A 23,823-nucleotide genomic window follows, 5' to 3' on the forward strand; every position below is an offset into this window, starting at 1 on the left:
TGTAGTGGCCCAGCAGATTGTCCAGGGCGGGACGGCTGAGGATCACAGGCGAGAGGTCGGGGACCTTGGAATCGCGCACCGCCGCGTACGCACCGAGGTCGGCGATCTCGACACAGTCGTTGGCACCTCCGCTGTAGGAGCTCCTGCGCCAGTGCGCGTTGTGCAGTTCCTCGGTGCGGGGGCGGCGGGGTGGAATCGTGCTCAAGGTTCGAGCTCCTCGGCAGTGCGGATGAGGTGGGTAAGGGTCTCGGCCGGACTGAGGGCGGAGGCCCTGAGCTGGTCAAAGGTGTCCGTGTAGTTCTGGACGTCGCTTGGGGACTCCAGATACACGGAGTTGTTGGGGTTCTCCAGCCAGACCAGCGGAGCTGTGGGCTGGGGGAAGGTGAGGATGACAAAGGGGCCGTACAGGCCCGGATGGGCGCCGAGGCTGAACGGGAGGAGCTGGATGGTGACGTTCGGTTGTTCACCGGCCTGGGCCAGGTGCGCGAATTGCTGGCGCATCACGGTGGGTGAGCCGATGACACGGTGGAGGACTGCTTCGTCCAGGACTGCCCGCAGTTCGGCGGGGCGCTCACCGGACAAGCGGCTTTCCTGACGTTCCATGCGCACCTTGACCAGAGCGTCCACCTGTTCGGGACTCAGGTCAGGGCGCATCTGGGCGATGACGGCACGAGCGTAGTCCTCCGTCTGAAGCAGGCCGGGAACGAGCAGGGGCTGGTAGTTGGCCAGCCCGATGGCACCTGCCTCCAGGGCGAGGTAACCGTCGTAGCGGGTCGGGGTGAGAACCGCGGAGTACTTGCGCCACCAGGGCTTCTGCTGTTCCTTGTCGGCACGCACCAAGTCCAGGATGTCGTCACGCAGCTCGGTGTCCGTGACGGCGTAGCAGTCGAGGAGAGCCCGGACCAGTACCGGGGTGGTGCCGCGCTCGCCGGTCTCGATCCGGCTGAGAGACCCCTGGTTGACTTCGATCTGCTTCGACACCTCGGTGAGGGTCAGGCCGGACGCCTCCCGTAACTCGCGCAGCCTTGTGGCGAGCTGACGTCGGTAGACCGACTGAGGGACCAGCTTCCTCTTCAGTGCCATGGAGGCAGTCTGTCCATCCACCCGCTGACGGACAACCCGAACGGGCCAACTTAGCCAGACATATTGCCTAGTTGCCCTTTGCGTCGGCACTCTTACGTAGGACATCCCGTACGCCGCACGGTCCGGCGTGCGTGCCGTTCGCCGAGGAGCCCCTGGTTCCGCCGACGTGTTGGGAGGTCTTCCATGCCCCGTAACACGCTGCTTCGGCAGTTACTCGAAGAGCGCCACCTCACGACTTACGCGGCGTTCGAGGTGCAGTTCTCCCGCGCGGCCCGGAACCTGGCCGAGGAGGCGGGTGACCCTCGGCTGGCCTCGGTCGCGGTCTCTTCGCGACAGTTCGACCGGTGGATGAGTGGGGAACTGAAGCAGCTTCCCCGCCCCGATACGTGCCGCATTCTGGAGGAGCTGCTGGGCAAGGCCGCCCGCGACCTGTTCGCTTCGGCCTCGGCCCATCCGCCGGCCGCCCCAGAACCACTACCTGCGGACGTTCCAGCTTCTCCCCAAGCCGGCCCACCGGCCCACGATGACGACCCGGCGGAGATCGTCGCCCGAGCCCGCCAGCTGGCCTGCGGCAACGTCGACCAGACCACTCTGTCCTTTCTCGCCTGCCGGATCGAGGTGATCACCCAGCGGTACGAGAAGGACGGGCCGGACGGCCTGTGGGGACAGACGAAGAGCCTGCACAGCATGGGGTACACCCTGCTCGCGGGTCAGCAACCTCCATCCGCACGCAGGGAACTGTTCCGGATCACTGCACGCGCCGGCGGACTGCTCGGCTACATGGCGGTCAACACCGGCGCGTTCCGCCTGGCTGAGGCGTACTGCGCCGAAGCGCTGGAACTGAGCCGGGCGATCGGCGATCTCGACACCGAGATGTGGGCCTGCGCCACCCAGTCCTTCGCGGCGTACTACGCAGGCCGTTACGACGAGGCCGACGCGCGGGCCGCCGCCGCGGTGGACCGGGCGCCGGACCACCCGCAGGCCATCCGGCTGCTGGTCAACGGCCGGGCCCGGGCGCTCGGCAAGCTCGGTGACCGGAACCAGGCCGAGCGGGCCATCGAACGAGCGCTGGAGCTCTCCGACCGGCATGATGTGCCCGTCGGCCTGACCTCATGCATCTCCTTCTTGCCGTATGGGCGGGCCCGCACCCTGGCAAATGCGCTGACCGCCCGTGTCGCTCTGCAGGACACCGGGCACGTGCTGCGGGACGCCGAGGACCTCGACGACCTGGTCGAGAAGTCCGACTCCGCGTGGAGCCGCTCGCTGGTCCGCCTCGACGTGGCCACCGCGGTGCTTCAACAGCGAGCACCGGATGTGGAGCACGCCATGTCCCTCGGGCAACAGGCGATCACTCTGGCCAGCCCGCTGCCGATCAGTTCGGTGCGGCAGCGCTCTCGGGATCTGTACGAGCGAGCAGCCCCTTGGCGGTCCCGGTCGGCGGTGCGCGAGTATGGCGAACAGCTCCGCGTCTGGGGCTGTCAGCTCCCGCCTGCCGAGGCGGGGTGATCACGGAGGAGTTCGCCGGGTGTCTTGGCCGCACGTCCAGCTCAGCGCCGATCCCGCAGCCTTCCCTACCCACCCCCCGGCCGACCTGAGTGACCCGGCGGTGATCGCGGCACACGACCAGGCCGCCTTCGACGCCGTGGAGACCATGGTCGATCACTGGGACCGGCCCGGCTGGACGGCACAGACCCGGGCGTACTACTGGATGCTCACCTTCCCCGGCAGCCCAGCGTTGGCCGACCTCGCTCTTCGCTGCCAGCAGCACCTCGCGCGGCTCGGCCTGGACCCGGTCCCCGACGACGGGTTGCACATCACGCTCACACGCGTCGGTTCCGCCGCAACGCTGCCGCTGAGCCATCTCGATGACGTCATCAGCGCGGCGGCCCCGCTTCTCCCGGCGGCCTTCCGCCTGCGGGCGGTCCCGCTCGCGGGTTCTCGGGGAGCCGTACGCCTGACGGTCGCCCCTTGGGGCCCGGTACTGGCGCTGCACTCGGCCCTCAGCGAGTCCATGGCTTCGCTCGGGCTGGCGCCCCGCAAGCCGACCGCGCTGTTCCGCCCCCACCTGAGCCTGGCCTACAACAACCGGCCACGCCCCGCTGCCCCGGTCATCGAGGCCGTCACCCCACTCCGGGGCCTTGCACCAGTCGATCTGCACGTCCAGGAAGTGCAGTTGGTGGAGCTGCGACGCGAGGACCGCGCCTATCGGTGGAACGTCGTCAAGAGCCTGCCGCTCGGCTGACTGCCGTTTCCCCGCGCGGCAGGACGGCAACGACCGCCTTGCCGACGGCGGTGGTCTCCACGTACCACCGACGTGCCAGCGTCTGCACCAGCCACAGCCCACGGCCGGACTCGGCAAGCAGATCGGCAGCCGTCTCCGACAGGTGCACACGACCGTCGTCAGGCTCCGGGTCGTGGACCGCGACGACGACCTGATCCCCGTCGATCTCGATGGTCAGACAGTCAGGGCCGGCCGTCGTGTGTCGCACGGCGTTGCCCACCAGCTCGGACACGACCAGCACAACGTCGTCCACGCAGGGCACGACGCCAGCCAACACCGTACGCACCCGATCACGGGCCGCGGCAAGCGGCTCGCGCCGACCGGCCAGGGCCACGCAGTGCGTGGGAGAACTGTGGACTGCCGGGCGTGAGTCGTTCAGCATCGCGGTCGCTCTTCCGGTGGGTCGTACGAATGGGGCGTACCCCACAGGTTCCGCTTGTCCACAGCGCGCCTCCACGCCGTCCGACCGACGCTTGTCCGCCACCCAGACGGCGGGGAGACGGCGTGGCGACGGCGTGGAGACGCCACTACCGCAACGGGAACCTCGAAGCCGATGGCCGGCCCTCTCCAGGGACGTCCGAATCGCCGACGTCGCGTAGAGGAGATCACCGTGCCCGCCCCCGTACGAGGTACCTACCGGTTCCGCCTCGCTGTGCCAGAGGAGTCGGGGCGATGACGGCCACCGCCATCCGTCCCGGTTGGTCCCATTCCGTGCGAGCCGCCGTACCGCCCTTCACCGAGGCCGGTTTGAGGCAGATCTTGGAGAAGGCGCAGCGCTGGGCCCCGTATGTCGATGGGCTGCTGCTCGATGACATGGCAGCCGTCCTGGACGACTACACACCCACCGAACACGGGGTCGACGAGCACGCGCAGCGCCTCCGTGGCCACCTGGTGCGAGTCGTCCACCTCGCCATGGTCTCCAAGGTGGCCGAGCAGGACGGGCAGGTGGTCGTCCTCATCGAGCGCGGGCGCACCATCCGAACCGAGGAAGTACCCACCGACCTCCCTCGTGCCGTCGGACACCTCCGGCGCATGGCGTGGACGCTCGACGAACTCCTCGAACGCCTGGTGGCCCGCCACTGCCTCGGGGAGGCGCCGTGACCTTCCCGCCCCTCCGCCTCACGTACAACCCGCGGGCCGTCGAGTCGAGAGACAAGAGTCTCTCCCTGGTCCCGTACATCACCCAGAGGGAAGGGGAGGACGCGGCGCCGGACAACCTCGTCATTACGCGCCATTCCTCCGGCCCGTGGCTGTACTACGCGGACGAGGACCCCCGGGACCGAGACCCGCGGGGCGTGCTCTGGGCCCGCTGCGGGTGGAACCCTGTCGACGCCGAAGGCCGGATCTCCGGTGAGCCGCAATGGAAGCTGATGCACCCGCACCGGCAGATGGTGTGTATGCAGACGCTGACCTGCCAGGTCTGCACAGGTCCCGCCCGCACGCCCCTCGGCTTCATCTTTCTCGCCGGCCCCCGGGATCACGATCCAAGTCAGCCGAGCATCCTCACCAATCAACCTCCGGTATGCCGTAGGCACACCCGTGCCGCCGCGAGGCTCTGTCCGCACCTGGAGGACGGCCCGACGGTGCTCCTGGTCAGGAGCGCACCCCTGTACGGCGTACACGGCACTCTGTACGGCCGGGACGAGCGGGGCGTGAAGGTCATCGCACAACCGGACGCGCCACTGCCGTACGGCCATCCGAACATCGGGACGTTCCTCGCCTCCCAGTTGGTTCGCCGCCTCAAGTCGTTCCGCGTCGTCAGCCTCGATGGACTGCTCAACGATCTGGCCACTGCCTCGTAGATCCCCGCGTCGGGGCCCTCCAGCCTCATCGGCCGGCCAGCCGACGGACAGGCGGCCGGTGAGCGGGGCGGGTCCGAGGAGCTCCCAGGTGGGGACGGCGAATTGAAGGTGGAGCGGGGCGGCAGAGCAGCACTACCGCTCCGCATATCGCAGGAACTGCCAGCCCAGTACGGCCAGGGCAAGTGTCTGTGCGAGGGAGACGATCACAAGTAAAGGCTGGACAGCGGGAGAGCACCAGAATGCGGTCACGCAGATCATCGGCAAGACCAAGTACGTGAACAGATCCACAGCGGACTGTAGTCGCTTGCGCATGGTGCGACTCGAATCGCCGCGGTGGTAGATCTCCCAGCCGAAAACGACGCCGTGGGCGCCACTGAGCTCAGCCAGTCGCGGCCCCAACTGATCGCGGATATAGCAGCCGACCGCCGAGATCTTCTCGTCGTTGACCAGGTAGGTCCATCCCAGGACCAGGCAGATCACAGGGACGGCGAGTAGCAGTTGAGCCTGCCTACTCTGTACGAAGATGGCCAGAACCGCAGTGGAAGCGGCGAGCGTGAAGTAGAGCAGGTTGTCACGGAATCCTATCCGCGTTTTCTGCTCTTCCTTGATGCGGTCGTACTCGGCCAGCAGCAGTCTGCTCTCAGTGACGTCTTCTGTGGCAGCCACGGTCATTCCTAAGCTCGGGGTCCGGCTGGGCCTATGAGTGGACGGGCAGGGATCCGGCGCTCCGGACCCTGCCCGCTCCGGAGGCGCAGGAGACTCAGCCGACAGCGCGGAAGGACGGCTGGTTTTTAGGGTTGTGCCGTTCGATCCAGACCTTTCCGTCTGCCGCGATCCCCTCCAGGAGGCGGAAGGTGTGGATGAAACCAGCCGCATCGAGGTTGATTTCTGCGACTTCCTCGGCGTTCTCGTCCGGCGCGAGTTGGTGAGCGTCGGCGTCTTTGACGCGAATGTTCCTGGCCGGCCCGTTGGTGAGGAAAAGCTCCAGGTCATAGCCGGCTTCGCTACGTTCCGTGACTTGCACGGAGGACAACGCATCGAATCGATAGTTGCTTCGCTGCCGGTTACCGCGTTTCGCGTCGGTGAAATCGAATTCTGAGCTGACTTCACGAACGCCATCCTGTGTGACCAGGAAAAGGCGGAAACTATAACGCGAGTACCGCCAAGGACCGCCCTTCACCCGCCCTCGCTTGTAGGGACGCGCGGGTGTCACCAGGATGGTGTGGGTGATCACATCGCGCCAGGTGAGCTGGTAATGGCGGAGTGCTTCGTCGACGAACAGCGTCTTGTCGCAGGCGAGCCAGATCTCCATTTCCAGCTCACTGGGTCGCGTGGCGTCCAGGAACGACTTCCAGTTCTGGTACGCGGCTTGCCGCGCGGCCAGTTGCTCCTGGTATTCCTTGGTCTCCTCGGCCAGTCGGTGGTCCTCACCTCGGGCCTCCAGCCACGAGAAGCCAGCCGCGCGTCCGGACCAGACCGCGCCGCCTACGGCCAGGACGGCCAGCAGCAGCTGCGACACTCCGGCACCTGCGGCCACTGTTCCGAGCAGGACCAGAGTCGTGAGGCCGAGAGCGACGAGGGCGACCACGCACAGCACCTTCGCCCCCGCCGGCGCCTGGTTCTGGCTCTGGCTCTGGCTCTGGCTCTGGCTCTGGTGGTGATCGAACAGAGTGCCTTTGCTGTAACGGTTTCGGGCCTCCTCGGCAAGATAGCGGATCAGCCAGTTGACTCTGTCCACGCTGGTCCGGCTTTCGCGGTAGAGAACCGCGATCTCGGCGACGAGGCTGTTACGGAAGTGGACGGTAAGACCGAGCCATTCGTGCGGGGCGAGTCCATGGGGCACGCGGGTGCTGAAGTAGTGGTCGAACGAATGACGGACGTTGTTGGTGAACCCGTCCCTGGCAGAGGCAGGATCGCGCGGGTGCGGGATCTGGAACACTTGGTTCTTGGTCTTCAGCCGAAGTTCTTGGAACCACCATCGGTGGCCGAAGTGAGCCGCTGTCAGTCCCGCACCGAGCGCCACCAGTAACTCGATGGCTGCCGCGGCCGGGTCCGCGATCAGCGCCAAGATACTGAGGAATGCGGTGGCGACGACGAACAGGCCAGCTCGGACCGGGAGGGCCGCCTGGGCGGCAGCAGCGGTGCTCGGACGGGGCGGCAGGGCTCGTGGCCCGATGGGGTCGGGTTCGAAGTAGGCCCAGACCCGTTGGACCCGGTGGTTGCCAAAGCGAGCCGCCTCGGCCCGCTCTCGGCGCTCGGCCCACAGGCTGTCTTTCAACCCTCCGGTGAGCACCAGGTCGAAGTGATGGAGGATCGTGTCACGCCGGCTGGGTGGCAGGGCTCGTAACCGCTCAAGTACGCGTCCTGTTTCGCCGTCCGGGATGCTGAGCATCTCCAGCAGTTCGAAAGCGACGCGCAGAGTGTCTTTCCACTCTCCCTCGGCATAGGCCCGTACGAGCCCGGAGGCACGGTTCAGCCGCCGGATCTCTTCGGTGCTGAGGTCGTCGTAGGCGCGTCCACTGAGCATGGCAAGTACCCAGTGAAAACGGACCTCCGCGGTGTCGTGTCCGTTGGCGATCGCGTCACTGATCAAGTCACGAGCACGGCTGGGGACGCCGTCCTCCAGGAGCCGCACGCCGGCCTTGTACTTTTCCTGAGGCGACGCATCCTGGTGGCCGATGGAGACGTGAGCGTTGTGTACGACCCCGGCTTGCATTCCGACGGTGGAGCCGTATCCGGCCGAATTGTGCGTGACACTGCTGACGTCGTTCATGACAAGTCACCCGCCGCGACAACCAGTGGTGCCAGCTTGGCCACCAGCTCGGGAAACTCTGCGATCAGACCGCGTAACCTCTTGAGTGCCAGGGTGGCCCTCTTGGGCGCCTCGGGAGTGTTCTCCGTTGCTGCCCGGCGGGCAATGCCCAGCTCGGCCAGTGCCTCTCGATAGGTATCGTCGTCGAGGGCGCCCTCGACGTGGTGACGCTTCATCTGCTCACGGAAAACGCCCAGTTCCGTAATCAGGTCCGCCGGACTGGTCGCCTTCGGATGTGCGCTCAAGTAGACGCTACTCTCCTTGACTGAGCCGGCCATGATGCCAACGGTGCTGTTATGGGCGGTGTTGATGACCTGCTCTTTGAGTCTGTCGGCCGTATAGGCCCTGTCCGCCTGCGACATTGCGATCTGCTCCTGTTCTCCCACTAGTTCCACGGCCAGCCGTGTGGCGAACGCCGCCGCGTTCGCCGCGGCACGTGGTTGCCAGTCACGGTCCTTCGCGCTGCTCTTCGTACCGTCCGCTCGGTCGCTGATCCCCCGGATGATGGCCACAGGTGCCCCGTTGAGATGACCGGCCTGCGCTACACCGGCGGCCTCCATCTCGATCGCGAGCGCGTCGTTGTAGTGCTGCCGGATCCACCGCGCCTGAGCGGAGATCTTCGAGTTCTGTACGACCTCACCGGCGGCGATCGCTCCGAAGCGAACCTGTGGCGCGCGCCCATGACCGGGCGCGTCATCGGCCCAGTCGTTCACGCGAGCCAAATGCGAGCCGAGCTGGCTGATACTGTGCGCCGCCTCCCACACCCGGGGACGGGCCTTGAGCCCGTCGTCCTCGCTGGTGCCGCCGTGGTAGGCGTACACGTGTGTCGCCATCACCACGTCGCCCAGTCTGGCGGTGTCCCACAGGGCACCGGCGACGCCGACGAACAACACGGCCACCGGCGAGAACTCCTGTATCGCGCGCTCAGCGATCACCGCGGCGGAATGATTCCCTTTGTTCGTCAGACCGAGCGCGACACGACATGAAGTGTCTTGCACGGTTCCCACCTCAAACCGCGTCCCACGCTCATGACGGTGCACCTGCGGGTCGGCCAGCTTTCGGCGCACTGCCTGGTACTCGAGATTGAGGGCGGTGAGGATCACCACCAAGTCTTTCGACATCTATTCCTCTTCCTCTCTTGCGCTCTCTTCCATCGTGGACGGCACAGGCCTGATCAGCGGTGGGGACAACACCGTCTTCGGCCCGGCACGATACAGTCGTGCGGGCCGTCCTCCCGTGGTCCTACGTCCCGATCCAGCGGGGATGACGAACCCCTTTACGGCCTGGATTTTCCGGTAGAAGTTGCGGGTGTCGAGTTCAGTGCCCCAAACCGCCTCGTACACCTGCTGCAACTCGGCTATGGTGAAGAGTTCTCTGCAGAATGCCGTGGCCAGTGCCGAGAATTCGAGCTTGGTGCGCGCGCGTTCGATCCCGTCCGTCACGATCCGGCGGTGATCAAAGGCCAATTCCACCTCACCGGACAGGATGGCTTCCGCGGGAACCCATGCCGCATCCATGGCGTCCGTCCCCGCCACCGGTTCGGGCAGCCCCGGCGCGATCGCCAAGTGAGCCACGGAAACGACTCGTCCCCGTGGATCACGGCCTGCGTCCCCGTAGGTGGCCAACTGTTCAAGATGCACCCACCCGGCACCCAGAGCGGTTTCCTCACTCAACTCACGATGGGCGGCGTCCAGGATCTCCTCACCAACGTGATTGAGGAATCCACCAGGTAGAGCCAGCATGCCCTGAAAAGGATCTTCGCCCCGCTCCACGAGCAGGACACACAGTCGCCCCTCGCGCAGCGTCAGGATCACGAGATCGACCGTCAGCAGGACAGGTGGGGGTGACCACGCGTCAGTTTGCATGCCGAATACGGTACTCTCGTTCTTGTCAGTTTGACAAGAAGGAGCCGTGGGGGTCGCTGGCGTCGCATGGCGGAGGCGCTCCAAGCGGTCAGCTCGTCGTCCGCTCCGCAGTTACAGCTGTTGGCCGATCGCGACCTGCTGGTTGGGGGTTGCTTCGAAGCGGCTTGGAAATTGGTACTTACGTTCCAGTGGGGTGTGCAGGGCTGCCTGCCCCGACGGTCGGGCGGACGGGGGCGCGTCCGTGTCGGTGAGGCAGAAGAAGTCGATGCCCTCGCCCGCTGGGAGGCGGAGACAGGTGACGGCTCAGATCCAAGGTGCCCAGTTGGGACATAGCGGAAGTGGTAGTCGGCGAGGACGGCTCGGGCGGTAGCGATGGCCCAGTGGTGGTGGACTGTGGGGCCAGGGCCATGGCAGTGGTCGCTCGCAAGCCGGAGTGCATGGTCTTCGCCAGTTCTTCGATACCAAGGGCTCCATCTCGCGCGTCAAGAAGCGGAAGGCACGTGCTCCAGGTCGAGTGCTCACCGAGCCACTTGCGCATATTTGGCCGAGGACCCCTCAGGTCAGGAATGCTCCCCTCCTATTCACTGCACCAGTGGCAGGACTCCAGTCACCGACTGCACGAGGCGGGACATCACACGAGGCGAGGCATCAGCCGTACTGCCTGGTGTGGCCCTGAGCCGAAAGCGGCGTCGTTAGTGCTGTGACCGGATTGGTTCACCGGGTTGGCGGTACTGTCCGCGCATGAATCAGTTCCCCTGCACTTTGGAAGCCCTCATTGTGCGCACCGACTTCTCGGTAGACGGTGCGTGGGACGCTCTGCGGGCGTCGCTGTTCTCGCCCAGCAAGGACGGTTTCTTGGCCAACGTCGCAGTCGTCGATGACCGGATGTACGAGGGTTTGACATCCGACCAGGCCCTCGACCTGACCCCCGTGGAATACCAGCATCCGCTTCTTGTCTTAGCGGACTCTGTAGCCCTCGCCTCGACTGAACGGCCGCTCCTCGTGCTGGACCTGCAGGGTGAGCGTGGGCGTGGTGTCCGCGTTGTGGTAGCCCAGCTGTGGAGCATTGAGAACAACCTCTCGGGCGCGAACATGGACTTCGAGGAGTTCGCCGGCGCCGTCGACAAGGACGGCGTCTTCCGAAGCTTCTGAGTCACTGACCGTTGGGCGGTGTCAGGCTGCGGATGCGCTGAGGCGTCCGCCCCAGCGGATGCCCTTCTCGCTGCGGACGCGGGCGCGTTCTTTGCGTTCTGCGGCCAGGACGTCGCGGTGGCGGGCGTTGGCGTTGCGCCACCGCAGGTAGGCGTGCAATGCCCGTCTCTGCACGGTGTGGTTGGGGTGGTGGGAGTTGGCGATGGTGAACTGCCGCAGTGGTCCGAAGTGGGCTTCGATCGGGTTGGCCCAGGAGGCGTAGGTCGGGGTGAAGCACAGTTCGACCTTGTGTTTCCTGGCCCAGCGGCGGATGTCGGCGCCTTTGTGGGCGGACAGGTTGTCCAGGATCACGTAGATCGGGGCGCCGTCGGGTCGGGCGGCGCGGATCGACTTCTTGTGCGGCCAGCGTGTTGGCGGCGCCCTTGCTGCGGCGGTTGACGCCCCACAGGGTGTCGTCGCCGACCGAGTAGCAACCGTGGAAGTACCGCACTCCGTGGGTGCGGTGGTAGGTGGCCGGCACCCGGTCGGGCCTGGTCTGCGCGGCCCAGCAGCTGCCGCCGGTGGGTCGGATCCCGAGGGGGCCGAACTCATCGAAGGCGAAGACCCGGTCCGGGAAGCGGTCAAGGACTTTCTCGATCCGGTCCAGCTTCGCCTCGCGCTCGGGGTCCGGGGATTCCTTCCAAGTCTTGGTGCGCTGAAAGGTGACACCTCGGCGGGCGAGCAGGCCGCGTAACGCCTCACGGCCGATGCGAATCACCCGGCCGTGAGGCGTTACGCAGGTAGGCGACGAGCTTGCGCAGCGACCAGCGGGTGAAAGGCTGGCCGAGTTTGGTGGGGCGGGTAGTGGCCGTCTGGATGACGAAGTCCTCGTCGTCACGACTGAGCAGGCGGGGACGGCCTCCCGCCCACCGAGGGTCCAGACAGGCCAGGCCGATCTCGTTGAAGCGGTGGATCACAACTCGGACGGTGTCTTCGTCGGCCTGCACCAGCTGGGCGATCACCGGCACCCGGTTCCCGCCGGCCGAGGCCAACAGCATCATCGCGCGCCGATAGCGCACCGAGTTTGTGCTGTCCCGGCGAACGATCTGCTGCAGCTTCTGCCCTTCCTGGTCGGTCAGTCTGCGCACACGGACAGGCTCGGCCACCGCGCCTCCAGCGGTCGGATCGGACGTCACTCCACATCCAACCGCCACGAACACCGACCCGGCGAACCTATGCGGTCAGAGCACTAGCGGCGCGGTGAGACCGGGCTTCGGGTACGGCTGCGGATGCGGGTCGCTCGGGCCGGCCGGCCCGGGTCCCGCGGCAGGCTCCACCCGAACGGCCCCCGACCGCTCGCCGTCGGTCTGTCGTCCGTCGATGCTCGAAGTCCCCGCCCGGAGGGCGTACCGACGGATGGAGACAGTCATGGCCGACGCCGCCGAGAACACCGGACGTCCCACGCGGCAACGAGGCGGTTCGAGGAGTGGCTGGGCCTCCGGCGGTACCGTGTTCGCCGGGGTGCTGATGCTGACGGAAGGCGTCTTCGGCGTCCTGACCGGCATCGCCGCCATCGCCAAGGACGACGTCTACTCCCGCGTCGGCGACTACGTCTTCGAGTTCAGCCTCACCGCCTGGGGCTGGATCCATCTGGTCCTCGGCGTCCTGATCGCCGCCACCGGCTGGGGTGTCCTCAAGGGGGCCGACTGGGCACGGGGCGTCGGTGTCGCGCTCGCCGCCCTCGTCGTCGTCGCCCAGTTCATGTGGCTGCCCTACCAGCCGGTCTGGGCGATCGTGTCCATCGCCGTGGCCGTCTTCGTCATCTGGGCGCTGTGCACGGACCGCGGCCGGACGTCCTGGTACTGAGCCGCCGAGCGACCGTGCGGCCGTGCCTCCGGTCGCACCCGGGCGGTGCGTGTGCGCGGGCAGCGGCCCCGGGAGCCCGTCCGGCGCGGCCCGCCCGCTGACGTCGCGGACCCGGCCGCTCCCCGGAAAGCCCTGAGCCCGCCTGCTCGGCCAGGGCCGGGTCACGGCCTTGTCGGTATACCCCTGGGGGGTATACCGTGGGTTCTGTGAGGCCGCCAGGGCCTCGCGGGACGTCGACCCGGACCTGGGGATGAAGGTCATGGACCACAGCACGCACCACTCCGCTACCGCGCACCACCACGCGGCGCCTGCCGGCGACCACGGGCACGGCGGGCACGCCGCCGGCCACCACGACGGCCACGGGCACGGCGCGACCTGGGCCACGGCGACGAAGGCGACGCTGCACTGCCTCACCGGGTGTGCCATCGGCGAGATCCTCGGCATGGTCATCGGCACCGCCCTGATGTGGGGCAACGTGCCGACGATGATCCTGGCCGTCACCCTGGCCTTCGTCTTCGGCTACTCCCTCACCCTCTTCGCCGTCGTGCGCGCCGGGGTGTCCCTGAAGGCCGCGGTCAAGGTCGCGCTGGCTGCCGACACCGTCTCCATCGCGGTGATGGAGCTGGTCGACAACGGGATCATCGCCCTCGTCCCGGGTGCGATGGACGCGCACCTGTCGGACGGACTGTTCTGGTACGCGCTGCTCGGCGGCTTCGCCGTGGCGTTCGTGATCACCACGCCGGTCAACAAGTGGATGATCGGCCGCGGCAAGGGACACGCCGTCGTCCACGCCTACCACTGACCCGCGCCGGCACAACGCCGGGTGGCCCCTGGAGATCCAGGGGCCACCCGGCGTTGTGGCGTTGTCGTCTCAGTCCAGGCTGACCAGGAGGTCGTTGCACGCCTGCTCGCAGCTCCGGCACGCCTCGGCGCAGACCCGGCAGTGCTCGTGCATGTTGGCGTGACTGCCGCACTCGTCGGCGCACGCCTTGCAGACGGTGGCGCAGGCCTGCAGGACGGCCCGGGTGATGTTGGCGTCGTAGCCCGTGTGCCGGGACAGCACCGACGCGGTGGCGTTGCAGACGTCGGCGCAGTCCATGTCGGTGCGGATGCACTTGGTCAGATCGCCGACCATGCCCTCCGACAGGCAGGCGTCCGCGCACGCCGTACACGCCTGCGCGCAGGCGACGCACTCCTCGATGCACCTGGCCATGGCCTCCCGGTCCACCCCGCCCAGGTCGGCGGGGTAGGTACGGAGCATGTCGTTGACGGTGGTGGTCATGGTGCCGCTCCTCTTCTGCTGCCGGCAGGGCACCGAACAGCGCCCGTCGCCTCGGTGCCTGCCGGGTATCACCCCGCCGCGCACCGCAAACGGGCCGAGCCCCAGGTCCTCGCCGACGCGCCGTGCCGCCCCCGGGCACGCCGAAGGGGGCGGGCCGTCAGGCCCGCCCCCTTCCTCCGGGGAGACGTCTCAGCTCGCGGCCTTGAAGCCGCGCAGCCGCAGGGAGTTGCCGACCACGAAGACCGAGGAGAAGGCCATGGCCGCCCCGGCGATCATCGGGTTGAGCAGTCCGGCCGCGGCCAGCGGCAGGGCGGCGACGTTGTAGGCGAAGGCCCAGAACAGGTTGGACTTGATCGTGCCGAGGGTCTTGCGGGCCAGCCGGATGGCGTCGGCCGCGGCACGCAGGTCGCCCCGGACCAGGGTGAGGTCGCCGGCCTCGATGGCGGCGTCGGTGCCGGTGCCCATGGCCAGTCCCAGGTCGGCCTGGGCGAGCGCGGCGGCGTCGTTGACTCCGTCGCCGACCATGGCCACCGAGCGGCCCTCGCGCTGCAGGCGCTGGACGACGTCGACCTTGTCCTGCGGCATGACCTCGGCGATGACCTCGTCGATGCCGACCTCCGCGGCCACCGCCTCGGCGACGGCCCTGTTGTCGCCGGTGAGCAGGATCGGCGTCAGCCCCAGGGCGCGCAGCCGGGTGATGGCTTCCGCGCTGGTGGCCTTGACGGCGTCGGCGACTTCCAGGACCGCCCTGGCCTCGCCGTCCCACGCGACGGCGATCGCGGTACGGCCCGCCGCCTCGGCGTCGGCCTTGGCGCGGGCCAGGCCGGCGGGCAGCTCCATGGCCCACTCGGCGAGGAGCTTCTCGCGGCCGACCAGGACGGCGTGGCCCTCGACGACGCCCTGCACCCCCAGGCCGGGGACGTTGGCGAAGTCCTCCGGGACGGGCAGGGCGCCGACACGACCGGCCGCACCCGTGGCCACCGCCTGGGCGATCGGATGCTCGGAGGCGTGCTCCAGGGCGCCCGCGAGGCGCAGTGCCTCGGACTCCTCGGTGCCGTCGGCGGTGTGCACGGCCAGCAGGGTCATGCGTCCGGTGGTGACGGTGCCGGTCTTGTCGAGGACGATGGTGTCGACCTTGCGGGTGGACTCCAGGACCTCGGGTCCCTTGATGAGGATGCCGAGCTGGGCGCCCCGCCCGGTGCCGACCATCAGCGCGGTCGGCGTGGCCAGGCCCAGCGCGCAGGGGCAGGCGATGATCAGGACGGCCACGGCGGCGGTGAACGCGGCGGTCAGTCCGGCGCCGTTGCCGAGCCAGAAGCCGAGGGTGGCCACCGCCAGGGCGATGACGACGGGGACGAACACCCCGGAGATCCTGTCGGCGAGCCGCTGCGCCTGGGCCTTGCCGTTCTGCGCGTCCTCGACCAGCTTCGCCATCCGCGCGAGCTGGGTGTCGGCGCCGACCCGGGTCGCCTCGACCACCAGACGGCCACCCGCGTTCACGGTCGCCCCGGTGACCGCGTCGCCGACGCCGACCTCGACCGGGACGGACTCGCCGGTGAGCATCGACGCGTCGACCGCGGAGGTGCCCTCGACGACCGTGCCGTCGGTGGCGATCTTCTCGCCGGGGCGGACGAGGAAGCGGTCGCCGGCCTTCAGCTCACCGACCGGGATCTGCTCCTCCCGGCCGCTCCGCAGCACGGTGACGTCCTTGGCGCCCAGCTCCAGCAGGGCCTTCAGCGCGGCGCCGGCCTTGCGCTTGGAGCGGGCCTCGAAGTAGCGGCCGGCCAGGATGAAGGCGGTCACCCCGGCGGCGGCCTCCAGGTAGATGTTCCCAGCGCCGTCACTGCGGGCGATGGTCAGCTCGAAGGGGTGCGTCATGCCCGGCGTGCCCGCGGAGCCGAGGAACAGCGCCCACAACGACCACAGGAACGCCGCCGACGTGCCGACCGAGATGAGGGTGTCCATGGTCGCCGCGCCGTGCCGCGCGTTGGTGAGGGCGGCCTTGTGGAAGGGCCAGGCGGCGTACGTCACCACGGGCGCCGCCAGGGTCAGCGACAGCCACTGCCAGTACGCGAACTGCAGCGCCGGCACCATCGCCATCGCGATGACCGGTACGGCCAGCACCACGGCCGTGACCAGCCGCTCCCTCAGCGGCCGCAGGTCGTCGGCGGGCTCGGCGCCCTCCGTGCCGGGCGTGGGCTCGGCGCGTACCGGCTCGGGCTCGCGCGCGGTGTAACCGGTCGCCTCGACCGTGGCGATCAGCTCCGGGACGGACACGTCACCGGTGTAGCTGACCTTGGCCTTCTCCGTCGCGTAGTTGACGGTGGCGGTGACCCCGTCCATCCGGTTGAGCTTCTTCTCGATCCGGGCGGCGCACGAGGCACAGGTCATGCCGCCGATGACGAGTTCGACCTCGGCTGTGTCGGGGACCGTGGTGGCCATCACTGCTCCTCGGGCTGATCAGGGGAAGGGGGACGGGGAAGAGGGGACGGGAAAGGGGGCGGCCGGGCCCTCGGGCGGGCCCGGCGGGGTGTGCGGCCCCGTCAGGCCGCTCGGCCGGTGAGCTCGTAGCCGGCGTCGTCGACGACCTTGGCCAGCAGCGCGTCGTCGGGCTCGTCCGTGGTGGTGACGGCGACCTGGCCGGCCTCGAGGTCGACGTCGACCGCCAGCACGCCGTCCAGGCCGCCGATCTCCTTGGTGAGCGTGGCCTTGCAGTGTCCGCAGGTCATCCCGGAGACGGTGTAGACGGTGGTGGTGCCCGCGGTGGCCGTGGCGGTGCCGGTGCCGGTGGAGCAGCGGCCGTCGGGGGTGCAGCAGGACATGGGTCCTCCAAGGGAGATACGCCTTGTACCCCTGGGGGGTACCTCTGACGTCTCCATGTATACCCCCTGGGGGTACTCCTGGCAAACGCCGACCAGTCACTTGTTCATACCCCCTGGGGGTATATAGTCGTGTCACTTCCGCAGGAGCGGCGACGCCGACGAGAGAGGGCACTCATGAACACCGGCGTAAAGATCACTGTCTTCGCTGCCGCGCTCGCGGCCGGCTTCGGCACCGCCTACGGGGTCGGCGCGGCGATCGACCCCACCGCCGCGGACCAGGCGCCGGCAGCCCACGCGGAGCACGACCGCCCGGCACGCTCCGGCCGCGGCGCACACACGGACGCCACCCCCGCCGGGCTCCAGATCTCCGAGGCGGGATACACCCTTGACCTCAGGACACCCCGTGTGACCGCCGGGGAAGAGAGCGAACTCCGCTTCGCCGTGCGGGACCAGGACGGACGGCAGGTGACCTCCTACCGGCGCGAGCACGGCAAGGAACTCCACCTCGTCCTCGCCTCACGCGACCTGGCCACCTACCGGCACCTGCACCCCACGCGGGCAGCCGACGGCACCTGGAGCACCCCCGTCGACCTGCCCGCCGCCGGCACGTACCGCGTCTTCGCCGACTTCACCCCGAACACCGAGGGCGCCACCGACCTCACCCTGGGCGCGGACCTCGCGGTCTCCGGCCCGTACGAGGCGGCGGACCTGCCCGGAGCCGCCGCCACTACCACCGTCGACGGCTACACCGTCACCCTGAAGGGCGCCCTGCGCCCCGGCAAGGCGGGTGAGCTGACCCTCGACGTCAGCCGCGACGGCCGCCCGGTCACCGACCTGGAGCCCTACCTGGGCGCCTACGGGCACCTGGTCGCCCTGCGCTCCGGCGACCTCGCCTACCTCCACGTCCACCCGAACGGCGAACCCGGGGACGGCACCACCGAGTCCGGTCCCGGCATCTCCTTCACGACGACCGCCCCCAGCGCCGGGGTGTACCGCCTCTTCCTCGACTTCAAGCACAACGGCACCGTCCGCACCGCGGCCTTCACCGTCCACGCCGGGACGTCCACGCTCGACAGCGCGCCGGAGCCGGCGGCCGGCGAGGAGCACGGTGACGGCGGCCACCGGCACTGAGCCCGCCCCGCCCGCTCCCCGCCCGCATCCTCCCCGCCCCGCGCGCCCCGCCGTTCGACGGCCGGCGGCTCCGGCAGGGACGACCTGGGCCGAACTGGGCCGAACTGGGCCGAACTGGGCCGAACTGGGCCGACGAGCGGCACCTTGCCGGTCACCGGCAGTGCGCGACGGTGTCCGGATGCCGGGCAGGCCCCAAGACCCGCCGCAGTTACGGGCACATAATCTGATCGTCTCCATGAAGATCACGTGAGAGATTCGTGGCCGGCGCCGGTACGCAAACCGGCTGTCGGCCGATGCACAGAGGAGAACTCGATGATCGGATCCGCACGTCGCCGCGCGCTTCGGGGCGCACTCGCCGCCACCGCCGTCACGGCCGCGCTGGCCGCCACGGCCGGTACGGCCGCCGCCTCCGGCGACCCGGCCGGAGCGGACCGGGCCCGTGCCGCCGCCGAGGCCGAGCAGCAGGCCACCCGGGAAGCCCGGAGCCCACAGGCGCGCGGCCTCGCGGCCGTTCCGGTGGAGACGCCCAGTTTCGCGATGCTCGGCGTGCACAAGCAGACCACCGAGCTGTACATGTACTTCACGGACAGGCAGGGCGGCTTCCAGCCCCGGGAACACGTGGCGTCCAGCTTCGCGGCCTTCGCCGACTCCATCGACGTCGACAACGACAAGGACGGCTGGAGCGACGGCTCCTGGAACGCCTACAAGGACGGCACCCTGCAGTACAGCTGGATCGACGACAACCTCGAGTACCACGAGAAGCAGATCGGCAAGGGCTGGGACATCTACCCCACGCTGCTCTCCCCCGGCAATCTCGGCGGCGCCCAGGAGGCCGACCTCCTCGGCCTCGACAAGGCCGGCGTCCTGTGGCTGTACCTCGCCCACCCGGACAACACCCTCACCGCGCGCCAGCGCGTCGGCGGCGGCTGGGGCCAGTACACCCAGCTCGCCGGCCAGGGCGACCTGACCGGCGACGGCAAGGCCGACATCGTCGCCCGGGACACGTCCGGCGTCCTGTGGCTCTACCAGGGCACCGGCGACTACAAGGCCCCCTTCGCCGACCGCACGAGGATCGGTGGCGGCTGGAACACGTACGACCGGCTGCTGTCGGTCGGCGACCTCGACGCCGACGGCAGGTCGGACCTCGTCGCACGTCAGCCGAACGGTGACCTGTACCGGTACTCGGGCACGGGCGACGCCCGGGCCGTCTACGAGAAGCCGGTCAAGATCGGCCACGGGTTCCAGATCTACAACCTGCTCTGACGAGCGGGACGCTCGGGCGCCGGGCCGGGCTCCGGGTCCAGGCACCCGGAGCCCGGCCCGGGACGGCGGCGTCCGTGGCGGGCGTCGTCCCTGGCCGGGGTCGTCCCTGGCCGGGGTCGTCCCTGGCCGGGGTCGTCCCTGGCGGGCGCGGACGACCACGTGTCCCCTGCCACGGCGGGCGGCCACTCGTCGACCGGCGGCGTGCGGAGGGGGCGACGGCGGGCGGAGGCGGCGGGTGACGGCGGGCCGAGGCGGGCGATGGCCCCTCCCGGGGCGGGCCGGCGGAGGCCGTCGTCGCTCAGGCCGGTCGGTCGTGGGGCGGGTCGTCGCCTGTCGGGTCACCGCCCACCGTGAAGCCGATCACCGATCCGCCCCCCTCCCGCCGCGAGGCGAACGGCGCGCCCCCGTGGGCCAGCGCCACCTCCCGCACGATGGACAGGCCGAGGCCCGAGCCGGGCCGGGAGCGGGCGTCGGTGGCGCGGTAGAAGCGGTCGAAGACGCGGGCCAGGTCGCCGTCGGCGATGCCGGGGCCCCGGTCGCGGACCTCGACGCGGATCGCACCGGTGGGAGACCCCCCGCTCACGGGCGTCCCCCCGCCCGAGCGCGGCCGGGCGTGCGGCAGGAGCCGGGAGTGCGGAAGGACGGGTCCGGCGACGGCGACCTCGATGGGCCCGGTACCGCCGGGGTCGAACTTCGCGGCGTTCTCGACCAGGTTGGAGATCGCGCGGGTCAGCATGGCCGGCCTGCCGTCGGTCGTCGTCTCGCCACAGGCACGCACACCGATCTCCCGTCCGGTGCGGCGCCGGGCCAGCATCGCCACCTCCCGCGCGATCCCGGCCACGTCGACCCGCTGCGGAGGCTCACCGGAGGACTGGCCGGCCGCCAGCTCGACCAGTTCGTTGACCAGGTCGGTCAGCTCGCGGGCCTCCTGCCCGAGGTCGGCGACCAGCTCCTCCCGGGCGGCGGGCGGGAGCTCGTCGATGCGGCGCAGCAGCGAGATGTTCGTCCGCAGGGAGGTGAGCGGTGTCCGCAGCTCGTGGCCCGCGTCCTGGACCAGGCGCCGCTGGTCCTCCTCCGACTGGGCGAGGCGGCCCAGCATGCGGTCGAAGGCACGGCCCAGGCGGCCCACCTCGTCATGGCCGGTGACCGGGACCTGGATGCCGAGCCGACGGGTCCGGGCGACGTCCTCGGCGGCCGAGGTCAGGGCGATCAGGCGGCGGGTGATGTGCCGGGCCAGCCACCAGCCGAACAGGCCCGCCGCGGTCACCACCACGGCCATCAGGAGCAGCGTCCGCCGCTGCAGGACCCGCAGCAGGTCCTCCGTGTCGCTGAACTCCTGTGCCACCTGCACCGCGCCCCGGCCACCGCCGAGGGAGACGGTCGCCACCCGGTAGGCGTCGTGGCCGACGTCGACGTCCTCGTGCTGCACCAGCCGCCCGGCCAAGGCGGCGCCCGCGATCCGCCGGTCGGCGTCGGTGACCGGCAGCCGCGGCCCGGCCGGGTCCGAGACCTCGCCGTCCGGTCCGAGCACCTGCACGTCCGTCCGGGCCGGGCGCACGACGTCGTGGCCCGGCGCGGAGGAGGAGAAGTCACCGGGCGACATCCGCTGCTGGCGCACCTCGGCCCGCAGGTCCTGCACGACCTGCGCGAAGACGGTCTCCTGGTCCACCCGGACCAGCCGCGCGGCGGCGTTGTACGACAGCACCCCGACCAGAACCGTCACCACGGCGGTGAGCGTCGCGAACGACACCGCGAACGTCGTGCGCAGCGACAGCAGCCGGGGCCGCCGCCCGAGCGGTGAGGGGCCCACTCAGTCCCCCCGCAGCACGTAACCCACACCGCGCACGGTCTGGATCAACTGCGGCGCGCCCGGCTGGTCCAGCTTGCGGCGCAGGTAACCGACGTAGACGGCGAGGTTCTTGGAGCCGGGCCCGAAGTCGTAGCCCCAGATACGGTCGTAGATGGTGGAGTGGTCCAGCACGATGCCCGCGTTGCGGACCAGCAGCTCCAGCAGCTCGAACTCGGTGCGGGTCAGCTCCAGCTCCCGCCCGCCCCGCCAGGCGCGGCGGGCCCGCGGGTCCATGCGCAGCCCGGCCGCCTCCAGGTACCGGCCGTCCGGCTCCTCGCCCTCGGGGGCCGGCCGCGCCGCGTACGCCGCCGGGGCGGTGTCCGGCTCCGCCTCCTCACGGCCCCTGCGTCGCAGCAGGGCGCGCAGCCGGGCGAAGACCTCCTCGACGTCGAACGGCTTCACGACGTAGTCGTCGGCGCCCGCGTCCAGGCCCGCGACACGGTCGGCGGTCTCCACCAGCGCCGTCAGCATCAGGATCGGCGTGGGGTCGCCCTCGGCGCGCAGGGCACGGCAGACCTGGAGGCCGTCCATGCCCGGCATCATCACGTCCAGCACGACGACGTCCGGCCGCCCCCGGCGGGCCTGCGCCAGCGCCTCGACACCGTCCGCGACCGCGGTGACCCGGTACCCCTCCAGGGTGAGGGCGCGCTCCAGGGCGTGGCGGATGGCGCGGTCGTCTTCGGCGAGCAGGACAGTCCGGGGCACGGGTCCAGTCTGCCAAGGCCGGGGGCGCTGCGACCGCGCGGCCGGGCCGGACCTCACGCCGGGGAGGACGTCAACGTGATCTCACCCGGCGGGCCGCAGCGCGGCGAGGCGTTCCTCGAAGGGCACGACCTCGGTGGTGTCCCCGGCCGGCTTCCCGACCGTCGACAGCCCGGTCATCAGCGCGGCCAGCTCCCCCGCCGCACGCTCGATCCGCCCGTCCAGTCCCTCGGCGCCCCAGTCCTCGGAGGCGGCGTAGACGCCGGTCGGGACGACGACGGCCTTGAGGTAGGCGAAGAGCGGACGCAGGGCGTGCTCCAGCACGAGCGAGTGCCGGGCCGTACCGCCCGTCGCCGCGACCAGCACCGGCTTCCCGGCGAGGGCGTCCGGTTCCGTGGCGCCCAGCGCGTCGAAGAACGACTTGAACAGCCCGCTGTACGAGGCCGAGAACACCGGCGTGACGACGACCAGGCCGTCGGCCGCCCGTACGGCGTCGAAGGCGGCGGACAGCTCCCGTCCGGGGAACCCGTTGGTGAAGGTGTGCGCGATCTCCACCGCGAGGTCGCGCAGCTCCACGACCCGCACCTCGGCCGAGGTCCGCCCGGCGGTCGCGGCGGCCAGCCGGTCGGCCAGCAGCCGGGTGGAGGACGGGACGCTCAGTCCCGCGGAGACGACGACGAGCTTCATGCCCGCGCTCCTTCCTTCTCGGCGGCGGTCTTCGCGCTCGCCAGCAGGGAGGCGTGGGTCGGCGCGTCCGGCACGTTGACCGGGCGGTTCTTGGCGAACTCCGCGCGCAGTACCGGTACGACCTCCTCGCCGAGCAGGTCGAGCTGCTCCAGGACGGTCTTCAGCGGCAGCCCGGCGTGGTCCATCAGGAAGAGCTGGCGCTGGTAGTCACCGGCGTAGTCGCGGAAGGCCAGGGTCTTCTCGATCACCTGCTGCGGCGAGCCGACGGTGAGCGGGGTCTGCTCGGTGAACTCCTCCAGCGACGGCCCGTGCCCGTAGACCGGGGCGACGTCGAAGTACGGGCGGAACTCGCGCACCGCGTCCTGGCTGTTCCTCCGCATGAACACCTGGCCGCCGAGTCCGACGATCGCCTGCTCGGGGGTGCCGTGCCCGTAGTGGGCGTAGCGGTTGCGGTAGAGCTCGACCATGCGCTTGGTGTGGTCGGCGGGCCAGAAGATGTTGTTGTGGAAGAAGCCGTCGCCGTAGTACGCGGCCTGCTCGGCGATCTCCGGGGAGCGGATCGAGCCGTGCCAGACGAACGGGGCGACGCCGTCCAGTGGGCGGGGCGTGGAGGTGAACCCCTGCAGCGGCGTGCGGAACCTGCCCTCCCAGTTCACGACGTCCTCGCGCCACAGCCGGTGCAGCAGCGCGTAGTTCTCCACGGCGAGGTTGATGCCCTCGCGGATGTCCTTGCCGAACCAGGGGTAGACCGGGCCGGTGTTGCCGCGGCCCATCATCAGGTCGACCCGGCCGTCGGCCAGGTGCTGGAGCATCGCGAAGTCCTCGGCGATCTTCACCGGGTCGTTCGTGGTGATCAGCGTGGTGGAGGTGGACAGGACCAGCCGCTCCGTGCGCGCCGCGATGTAGCCGAGCATCGTCGTCGGCGACGACGGCACGAACGGCGGGTTGTGGTGCTCACCGGTCGCGAAGACGTCGAGTCCGACCTCCTCCGCCTTCAACGCGATGGCGACCATGGCCTTGATGCGCTCACGCTCGGTCGGCGTACGCCCCGTGGTCGGGTCCGGGGTGACGTCGCCGACGGTGAAGATGCCGAACTGCATGGTCGCTCAACCTCCAAATTGTTGACCGTTCAACTATACCCGTCGAACGACCGTCCCCCGGCCGTTATTCCGACACCGCCCCCTGCCCGGTTCCGGCCCCACCCCCCCTGCCCGGTTCCTGCCCCGCCCCCCTGCCCCGTTCCGGAC

The 23,823-nt window shown here is 69.6% G+C and carries 22 protein-coding genes and 2 pseudogenes; 9 read left to right on the forward strand and 15 right to left on the reverse strand.

Features of this window, described 5'->3' with window-relative positions; all coding sequences use genetic code 11:
* Positions 1 to 19: 19 nt before the first annotated feature.
* Together KUM32_RS44905 and KUM32_RS05775 are read right to left on the reverse strand one after the other, a co-directional pair.
* A pseudogene (locus KUM32_RS44905) lies at positions 20 to 205 on the reverse strand (DUF397 domain-containing protein); the annotation flags it as partial.
* Positions 202 to 1,083 carry a helix-turn-helix transcriptional regulator gene (locus tag KUM32_RS05775; RefSeq protein ID WP_217140696.1) on the reverse strand — a complete coding sequence of 294 codons (882 nt, stop codon included), beginning with the start codon at positions 1,081 to 1,083 and terminating at the stop codon, positions 202 to 204. The gene KUM32_RS05775 and the pseudogene KUM32_RS44905, both read right to left, overlap by 4 nt.
* Before the next feature lie 183 nt (positions 1,084 to 1,266).
* Between KUM32_RS05775 and KUM32_RS05780 the strand changes: the two genes are divergently transcribed.
* Complete coding sequence (locus tag KUM32_RS05780) at positions 1,267 to 2,589, forward strand: M48 family metallopeptidase (protein WP_217140697.1); 1,323 nt, start codon at positions 1,267 to 1,269, stop codon at positions 2,587 to 2,589.
* Between the two features lie 19 nt (positions 2,590 to 2,608).
* On the forward strand, positions 2,609 to 3,325 hold the full coding sequence (locus KUM32_RS05785; protein WP_308408598.1) for a 2'-5' RNA ligase family protein: 717 nt from the start codon (positions 2,609 to 2,611) through the stop codon (positions 3,323 to 3,325).
* Here the strand turns inward: KUM32_RS05785 and KUM32_RS05790 are convergent.
* On the reverse strand, positions 3,303 to 3,698 hold the full coding sequence (locus KUM32_RS05790) for an ATP-binding protein (protein ID WP_217140699.1): 396 nt from the start codon (positions 3,696 to 3,698) through the stop codon (positions 3,303 to 3,305). The genes KUM32_RS05785 and KUM32_RS05790 overlap by 23 nt on opposite strands.
* 338 nt (positions 3,699 to 4,036) lie before the next feature.
* On the opposite strand from KUM32_RS05790, the gene KUM32_RS05795 reads away from it, so the two are divergent.
* Together KUM32_RS05795 and KUM32_RS05800 are read left to right on the forward strand one after the other, a co-directional pair.
* Positions 4,037 to 4,465: a DUF6415 family natural product biosynthesis protein gene (locus KUM32_RS05795; RefSeq protein WP_254405076.1), complete on the forward strand. Its 429-nt coding sequence runs from the start codon at positions 4,037 to 4,039 to the stop codon at positions 4,463 to 4,465.
* Positions 4,462 to 5,166, forward strand: a complete 705-nt coding sequence (locus KUM32_RS05800; protein ID WP_217140700.1) for a hypothetical protein — start codon at positions 4,462 to 4,464, stop codon at positions 5,164 to 5,166. The genes KUM32_RS05795 and KUM32_RS05800 overlap by 4 nt, the downstream gene beginning before the upstream one ends.
* Before the next feature lie 132 nt (positions 5,167 to 5,298).
* Here the strand turns inward: KUM32_RS05800 and KUM32_RS05805 are convergent, their stop codons facing one another.
* The 4 genes from KUM32_RS05805 to KUM32_RS05820 form a co-directional block, all read right to left on the reverse strand.
* Positions 5,299 to 5,832, reverse strand: a complete 534-nt coding sequence (locus KUM32_RS05805; protein ID WP_374227487.1) for a hypothetical protein — start codon at positions 5,830 to 5,832, stop codon at positions 5,299 to 5,301.
* Between the two features lie 94 nt (positions 5,833 to 5,926).
* Positions 5,927 to 7,939, reverse strand: coding sequence for a hypothetical protein (locus KUM32_RS05810; RefSeq protein WP_217140702.1), 2,013 nt, complete (start codon positions 7,937 to 7,939; stop codon positions 5,927 to 5,929).
* The gene (locus tag KUM32_RS05815; protein ID WP_217140703.1) at positions 7,936 to 9,099 is read right to left on the reverse strand and encodes a 5'-methylthioadenosine/S-adenosylhomocysteine nucleosidase; all 1,164 of its coding nucleotides are present in this window, start codon (positions 9,097 to 9,099) and stop codon (positions 7,936 to 7,938) included. Before KUM32_RS05815 ends, KUM32_RS05810 begins: the two co-directional genes overlap by 4 nt.
* A complete protein-coding gene (locus KUM32_RS05820) occupies positions 9,100 to 9,843 on the reverse strand; it encodes an NUDIX domain-containing protein (RefSeq protein WP_217140704.1) in 744 nt (247 codons plus the stop codon).
* A gap of 741 nt (positions 9,844 to 10,584) precedes the next feature.
* Between KUM32_RS05820 and KUM32_RS05825 the strand changes: the two genes are divergently transcribed.
* The gene (locus KUM32_RS05825; protein ID WP_217140705.1) at positions 10,585 to 10,995 is read left to right on the forward strand and encodes a hypothetical protein; all 411 of its coding nucleotides are present in this window, start codon (positions 10,585 to 10,587) and stop codon (positions 10,993 to 10,995) included.
* Between the two features lie 21 nt (positions 10,996 to 11,016).
* Here the strand turns inward: KUM32_RS05825 and KUM32_RS05830 are convergent.
* Positions 11,017 to 12,140, reverse strand: a pseudogene (locus tag KUM32_RS05830) (IS630 family transposase).
* Between the two features lie 262 nt (positions 12,141 to 12,402).
* Here KUM32_RS05830 and KUM32_RS05835 point away from each other — a divergent pair.
* Both KUM32_RS05835 and KUM32_RS05840 read left to right on the forward strand, forming a co-directional pair.
* Entirely contained in the window at positions 12,403 to 12,840 is a 438-nt protein-coding gene (locus KUM32_RS05835; RefSeq protein ID WP_217140706.1) for a hypothetical protein, read from the forward strand.
* 259 nt (positions 12,841 to 13,099) lie between these two features.
* Positions 13,100 to 13,642, forward strand: a complete 543-nt coding sequence (locus tag KUM32_RS05840) for a DUF4396 domain-containing protein (RefSeq protein WP_217140707.1) — start codon at positions 13,100 to 13,102, stop codon at positions 13,640 to 13,642.
* 69 nt (positions 13,643 to 13,711) lie between these two features.
* Here the strand turns inward: KUM32_RS05840 and KUM32_RS05845 are convergent, their stop codons facing one another.
* The 3 genes from KUM32_RS05845 to KUM32_RS05855 form a co-directional block, all read right to left on the reverse strand.
* The gene (locus KUM32_RS05845; protein WP_217140708.1) at positions 13,712 to 14,122 is read right to left on the reverse strand and encodes a four-helix bundle copper-binding protein; all 411 of its coding nucleotides are present in this window, start codon (positions 14,120 to 14,122) and stop codon (positions 13,712 to 13,714) included.
* Between the two features lie 189 nt (positions 14,123 to 14,311).
* Positions 14,312 to 16,564, reverse strand: a complete 2,253-nt coding sequence (locus KUM32_RS05850; protein WP_217140709.1) for a cation-translocating P-type ATPase — start codon at positions 16,562 to 16,564, stop codon at positions 14,312 to 14,314.
* 101 nt (positions 16,565 to 16,665) lie between these two features.
* Positions 16,666 to 16,944: a heavy-metal-associated domain-containing protein gene (locus KUM32_RS05855; RefSeq protein ID WP_217140710.1), complete on the reverse strand. Its 279-nt coding sequence runs from the start codon at positions 16,942 to 16,944 to the stop codon at positions 16,666 to 16,668.
* Positions 16,945 to 17,118: 174 nt separating this feature from the next.
* Between KUM32_RS05855 and KUM32_RS05860 the strand changes: the two genes are divergently transcribed.
* Positions 17,119 to 18,075 carry a DUF748 domain-containing protein gene (locus tag KUM32_RS05860; protein ID WP_217140711.1) on the forward strand — a complete coding sequence of 319 codons (957 nt, stop codon included), beginning with the start codon at positions 17,119 to 17,121 and terminating at the stop codon, positions 18,073 to 18,075.
* Positions 18,076 to 18,387: 312 nt separating this feature from the next.
* Positions 18,388 to 19,338, forward strand: a complete 951-nt coding sequence (locus KUM32_RS05865; protein WP_217140712.1) for a VCBS repeat-containing protein — start codon at positions 18,388 to 18,390, stop codon at positions 19,336 to 19,338.
* A 298-nt stretch (positions 19,339 to 19,636) separates the two neighbouring features.
* Here the strand turns inward: KUM32_RS05865 and KUM32_RS05870 are convergent, their stop codons facing one another.
* The 4 genes from KUM32_RS05870 to KUM32_RS05885 form a co-directional block, all read right to left on the reverse strand.
* On the reverse strand, positions 19,637 to 21,148 hold the full coding sequence (locus KUM32_RS05870) for a HAMP domain-containing sensor histidine kinase (protein WP_217140713.1): 1,512 nt from the start codon (positions 21,146 to 21,148) through the stop codon (positions 19,637 to 19,639).
* Positions 21,149 to 21,892 (reverse strand): response regulator transcription factor, encoded by a 744-nt coding sequence (locus KUM32_RS05875; RefSeq protein WP_217140714.1) that lies wholly within the window; start codon positions 21,890 to 21,892, stop codon positions 21,149 to 21,151.
* 81 nt (positions 21,893 to 21,973) lie between these two features.
* Entirely contained in the window at positions 21,974 to 22,576 is a 603-nt protein-coding gene (locus tag KUM32_RS05880; protein WP_217140715.1) for an FMN reductase, read from the reverse strand.
* Positions 22,573 to 23,676, reverse strand: coding sequence for an LLM class flavin-dependent oxidoreductase (locus KUM32_RS05885; protein WP_217140716.1), 1,104 nt, complete (start codon positions 23,674 to 23,676; stop codon positions 22,573 to 22,575). Before KUM32_RS05885 ends, KUM32_RS05880 begins: the two co-directional genes overlap by 4 nt.
* Positions 23,677 to 23,823 lie beyond the last annotated feature (147 nt).

Source organism: Streptomyces sp. AC627_RSS907 (genome assembly GCF_019049165.1).

Excerpts from the sequence above, each read along its gene's own strand:
- KUM32_RS05775 (WP_217140696.1), bottom strand. The coding sequence starts at position 1,083 with ATGGCACTGAAGAGGAAGCTGGTCCCTCAGTCGGTCTACCGACGTCAG.
- KUM32_RS05780 (WP_217140697.1), top strand. The coding sequence starts at position 1,267 with ATGCCCCGTAACACGCTGCTTCGGCAGTTACTCGAAGAGCGCCACCTC.
- KUM32_RS05795 (WP_254405076.1), top strand. The coding sequence starts at position 4,037 with ATGACGGCCACCGCCATCCGTCCCGGTTGGTCCCATTCCGTGCGAGCC.
- KUM32_RS05810 (WP_217140702.1), bottom strand. The coding sequence starts at position 7,939 with ATGAACGACGTCAGCAGTGTCACGCACAATTCGGCCGGATACGGCTCC.
- KUM32_RS05815 (WP_217140703.1), bottom strand. The coding sequence starts at position 9,099 with ATGTCGAAAGACTTGGTGGTGATCCTCACCGCCCTCAATCTCGAGTAC.
- KUM32_RS05820 (WP_217140704.1), bottom strand. The coding sequence starts at position 9,843 with ATGCAAACTGACGCGTGGTCACCCCCACCTGTCCTGCTGACGGTCGAT.
- KUM32_RS05825 (WP_217140705.1), top strand. The coding sequence starts at position 10,585 with ATGAATCAGTTCCCCTGCACTTTGGAAGCCCTCATTGTGCGCACCGAC.
- KUM32_RS05835 (WP_217140706.1), top strand. The coding sequence starts at position 12,403 with ATGGCCGACGCCGCCGAGAACACCGGACGTCCCACGCGGCAACGAGGC.
- KUM32_RS05840 (WP_217140707.1), top strand. The coding sequence starts at position 13,100 with ATGGACCACAGCACGCACCACTCCGCTACCGCGCACCACCACGCGGCG.
- KUM32_RS05845 (WP_217140708.1), bottom strand. The coding sequence starts at position 14,122 with ATGACCACCACCGTCAACGACATGCTCCGTACCTACCCCGCCGACCTG.
- KUM32_RS05850 (WP_217140709.1), bottom strand. The coding sequence starts at position 16,564 with ATGGCCACCACGGTCCCCGACACAGCCGAGGTCGAACTCGTCATCGGC.
- KUM32_RS05855 (WP_217140710.1), bottom strand. The coding sequence starts at position 16,944 with ATGTCCTGCTGCACCCCCGACGGCCGCTGCTCCACCGGCACCGGCACC.
- KUM32_RS05860 (WP_217140711.1), top strand. The coding sequence starts at position 17,119 with ATGAACACCGGCGTAAAGATCACTGTCTTCGCTGCCGCGCTCGCGGCC.
- KUM32_RS05865 (WP_217140712.1), top strand. The coding sequence starts at position 18,388 with ATGATCGGATCCGCACGTCGCCGCGCGCTTCGGGGCGCACTCGCCGCC.
- KUM32_RS05880 (WP_217140715.1), bottom strand. The coding sequence starts at position 22,576 with ATGAAGCTCGTCGTCGTCTCCGCGGGACTGAGCGTCCCGTCCTCCACC.
- KUM32_RS05885 (WP_217140716.1), bottom strand. The coding sequence starts at position 23,676 with ATGCAGTTCGGCATCTTCACCGTCGGCGACGTCACCCCGGACCCGACC.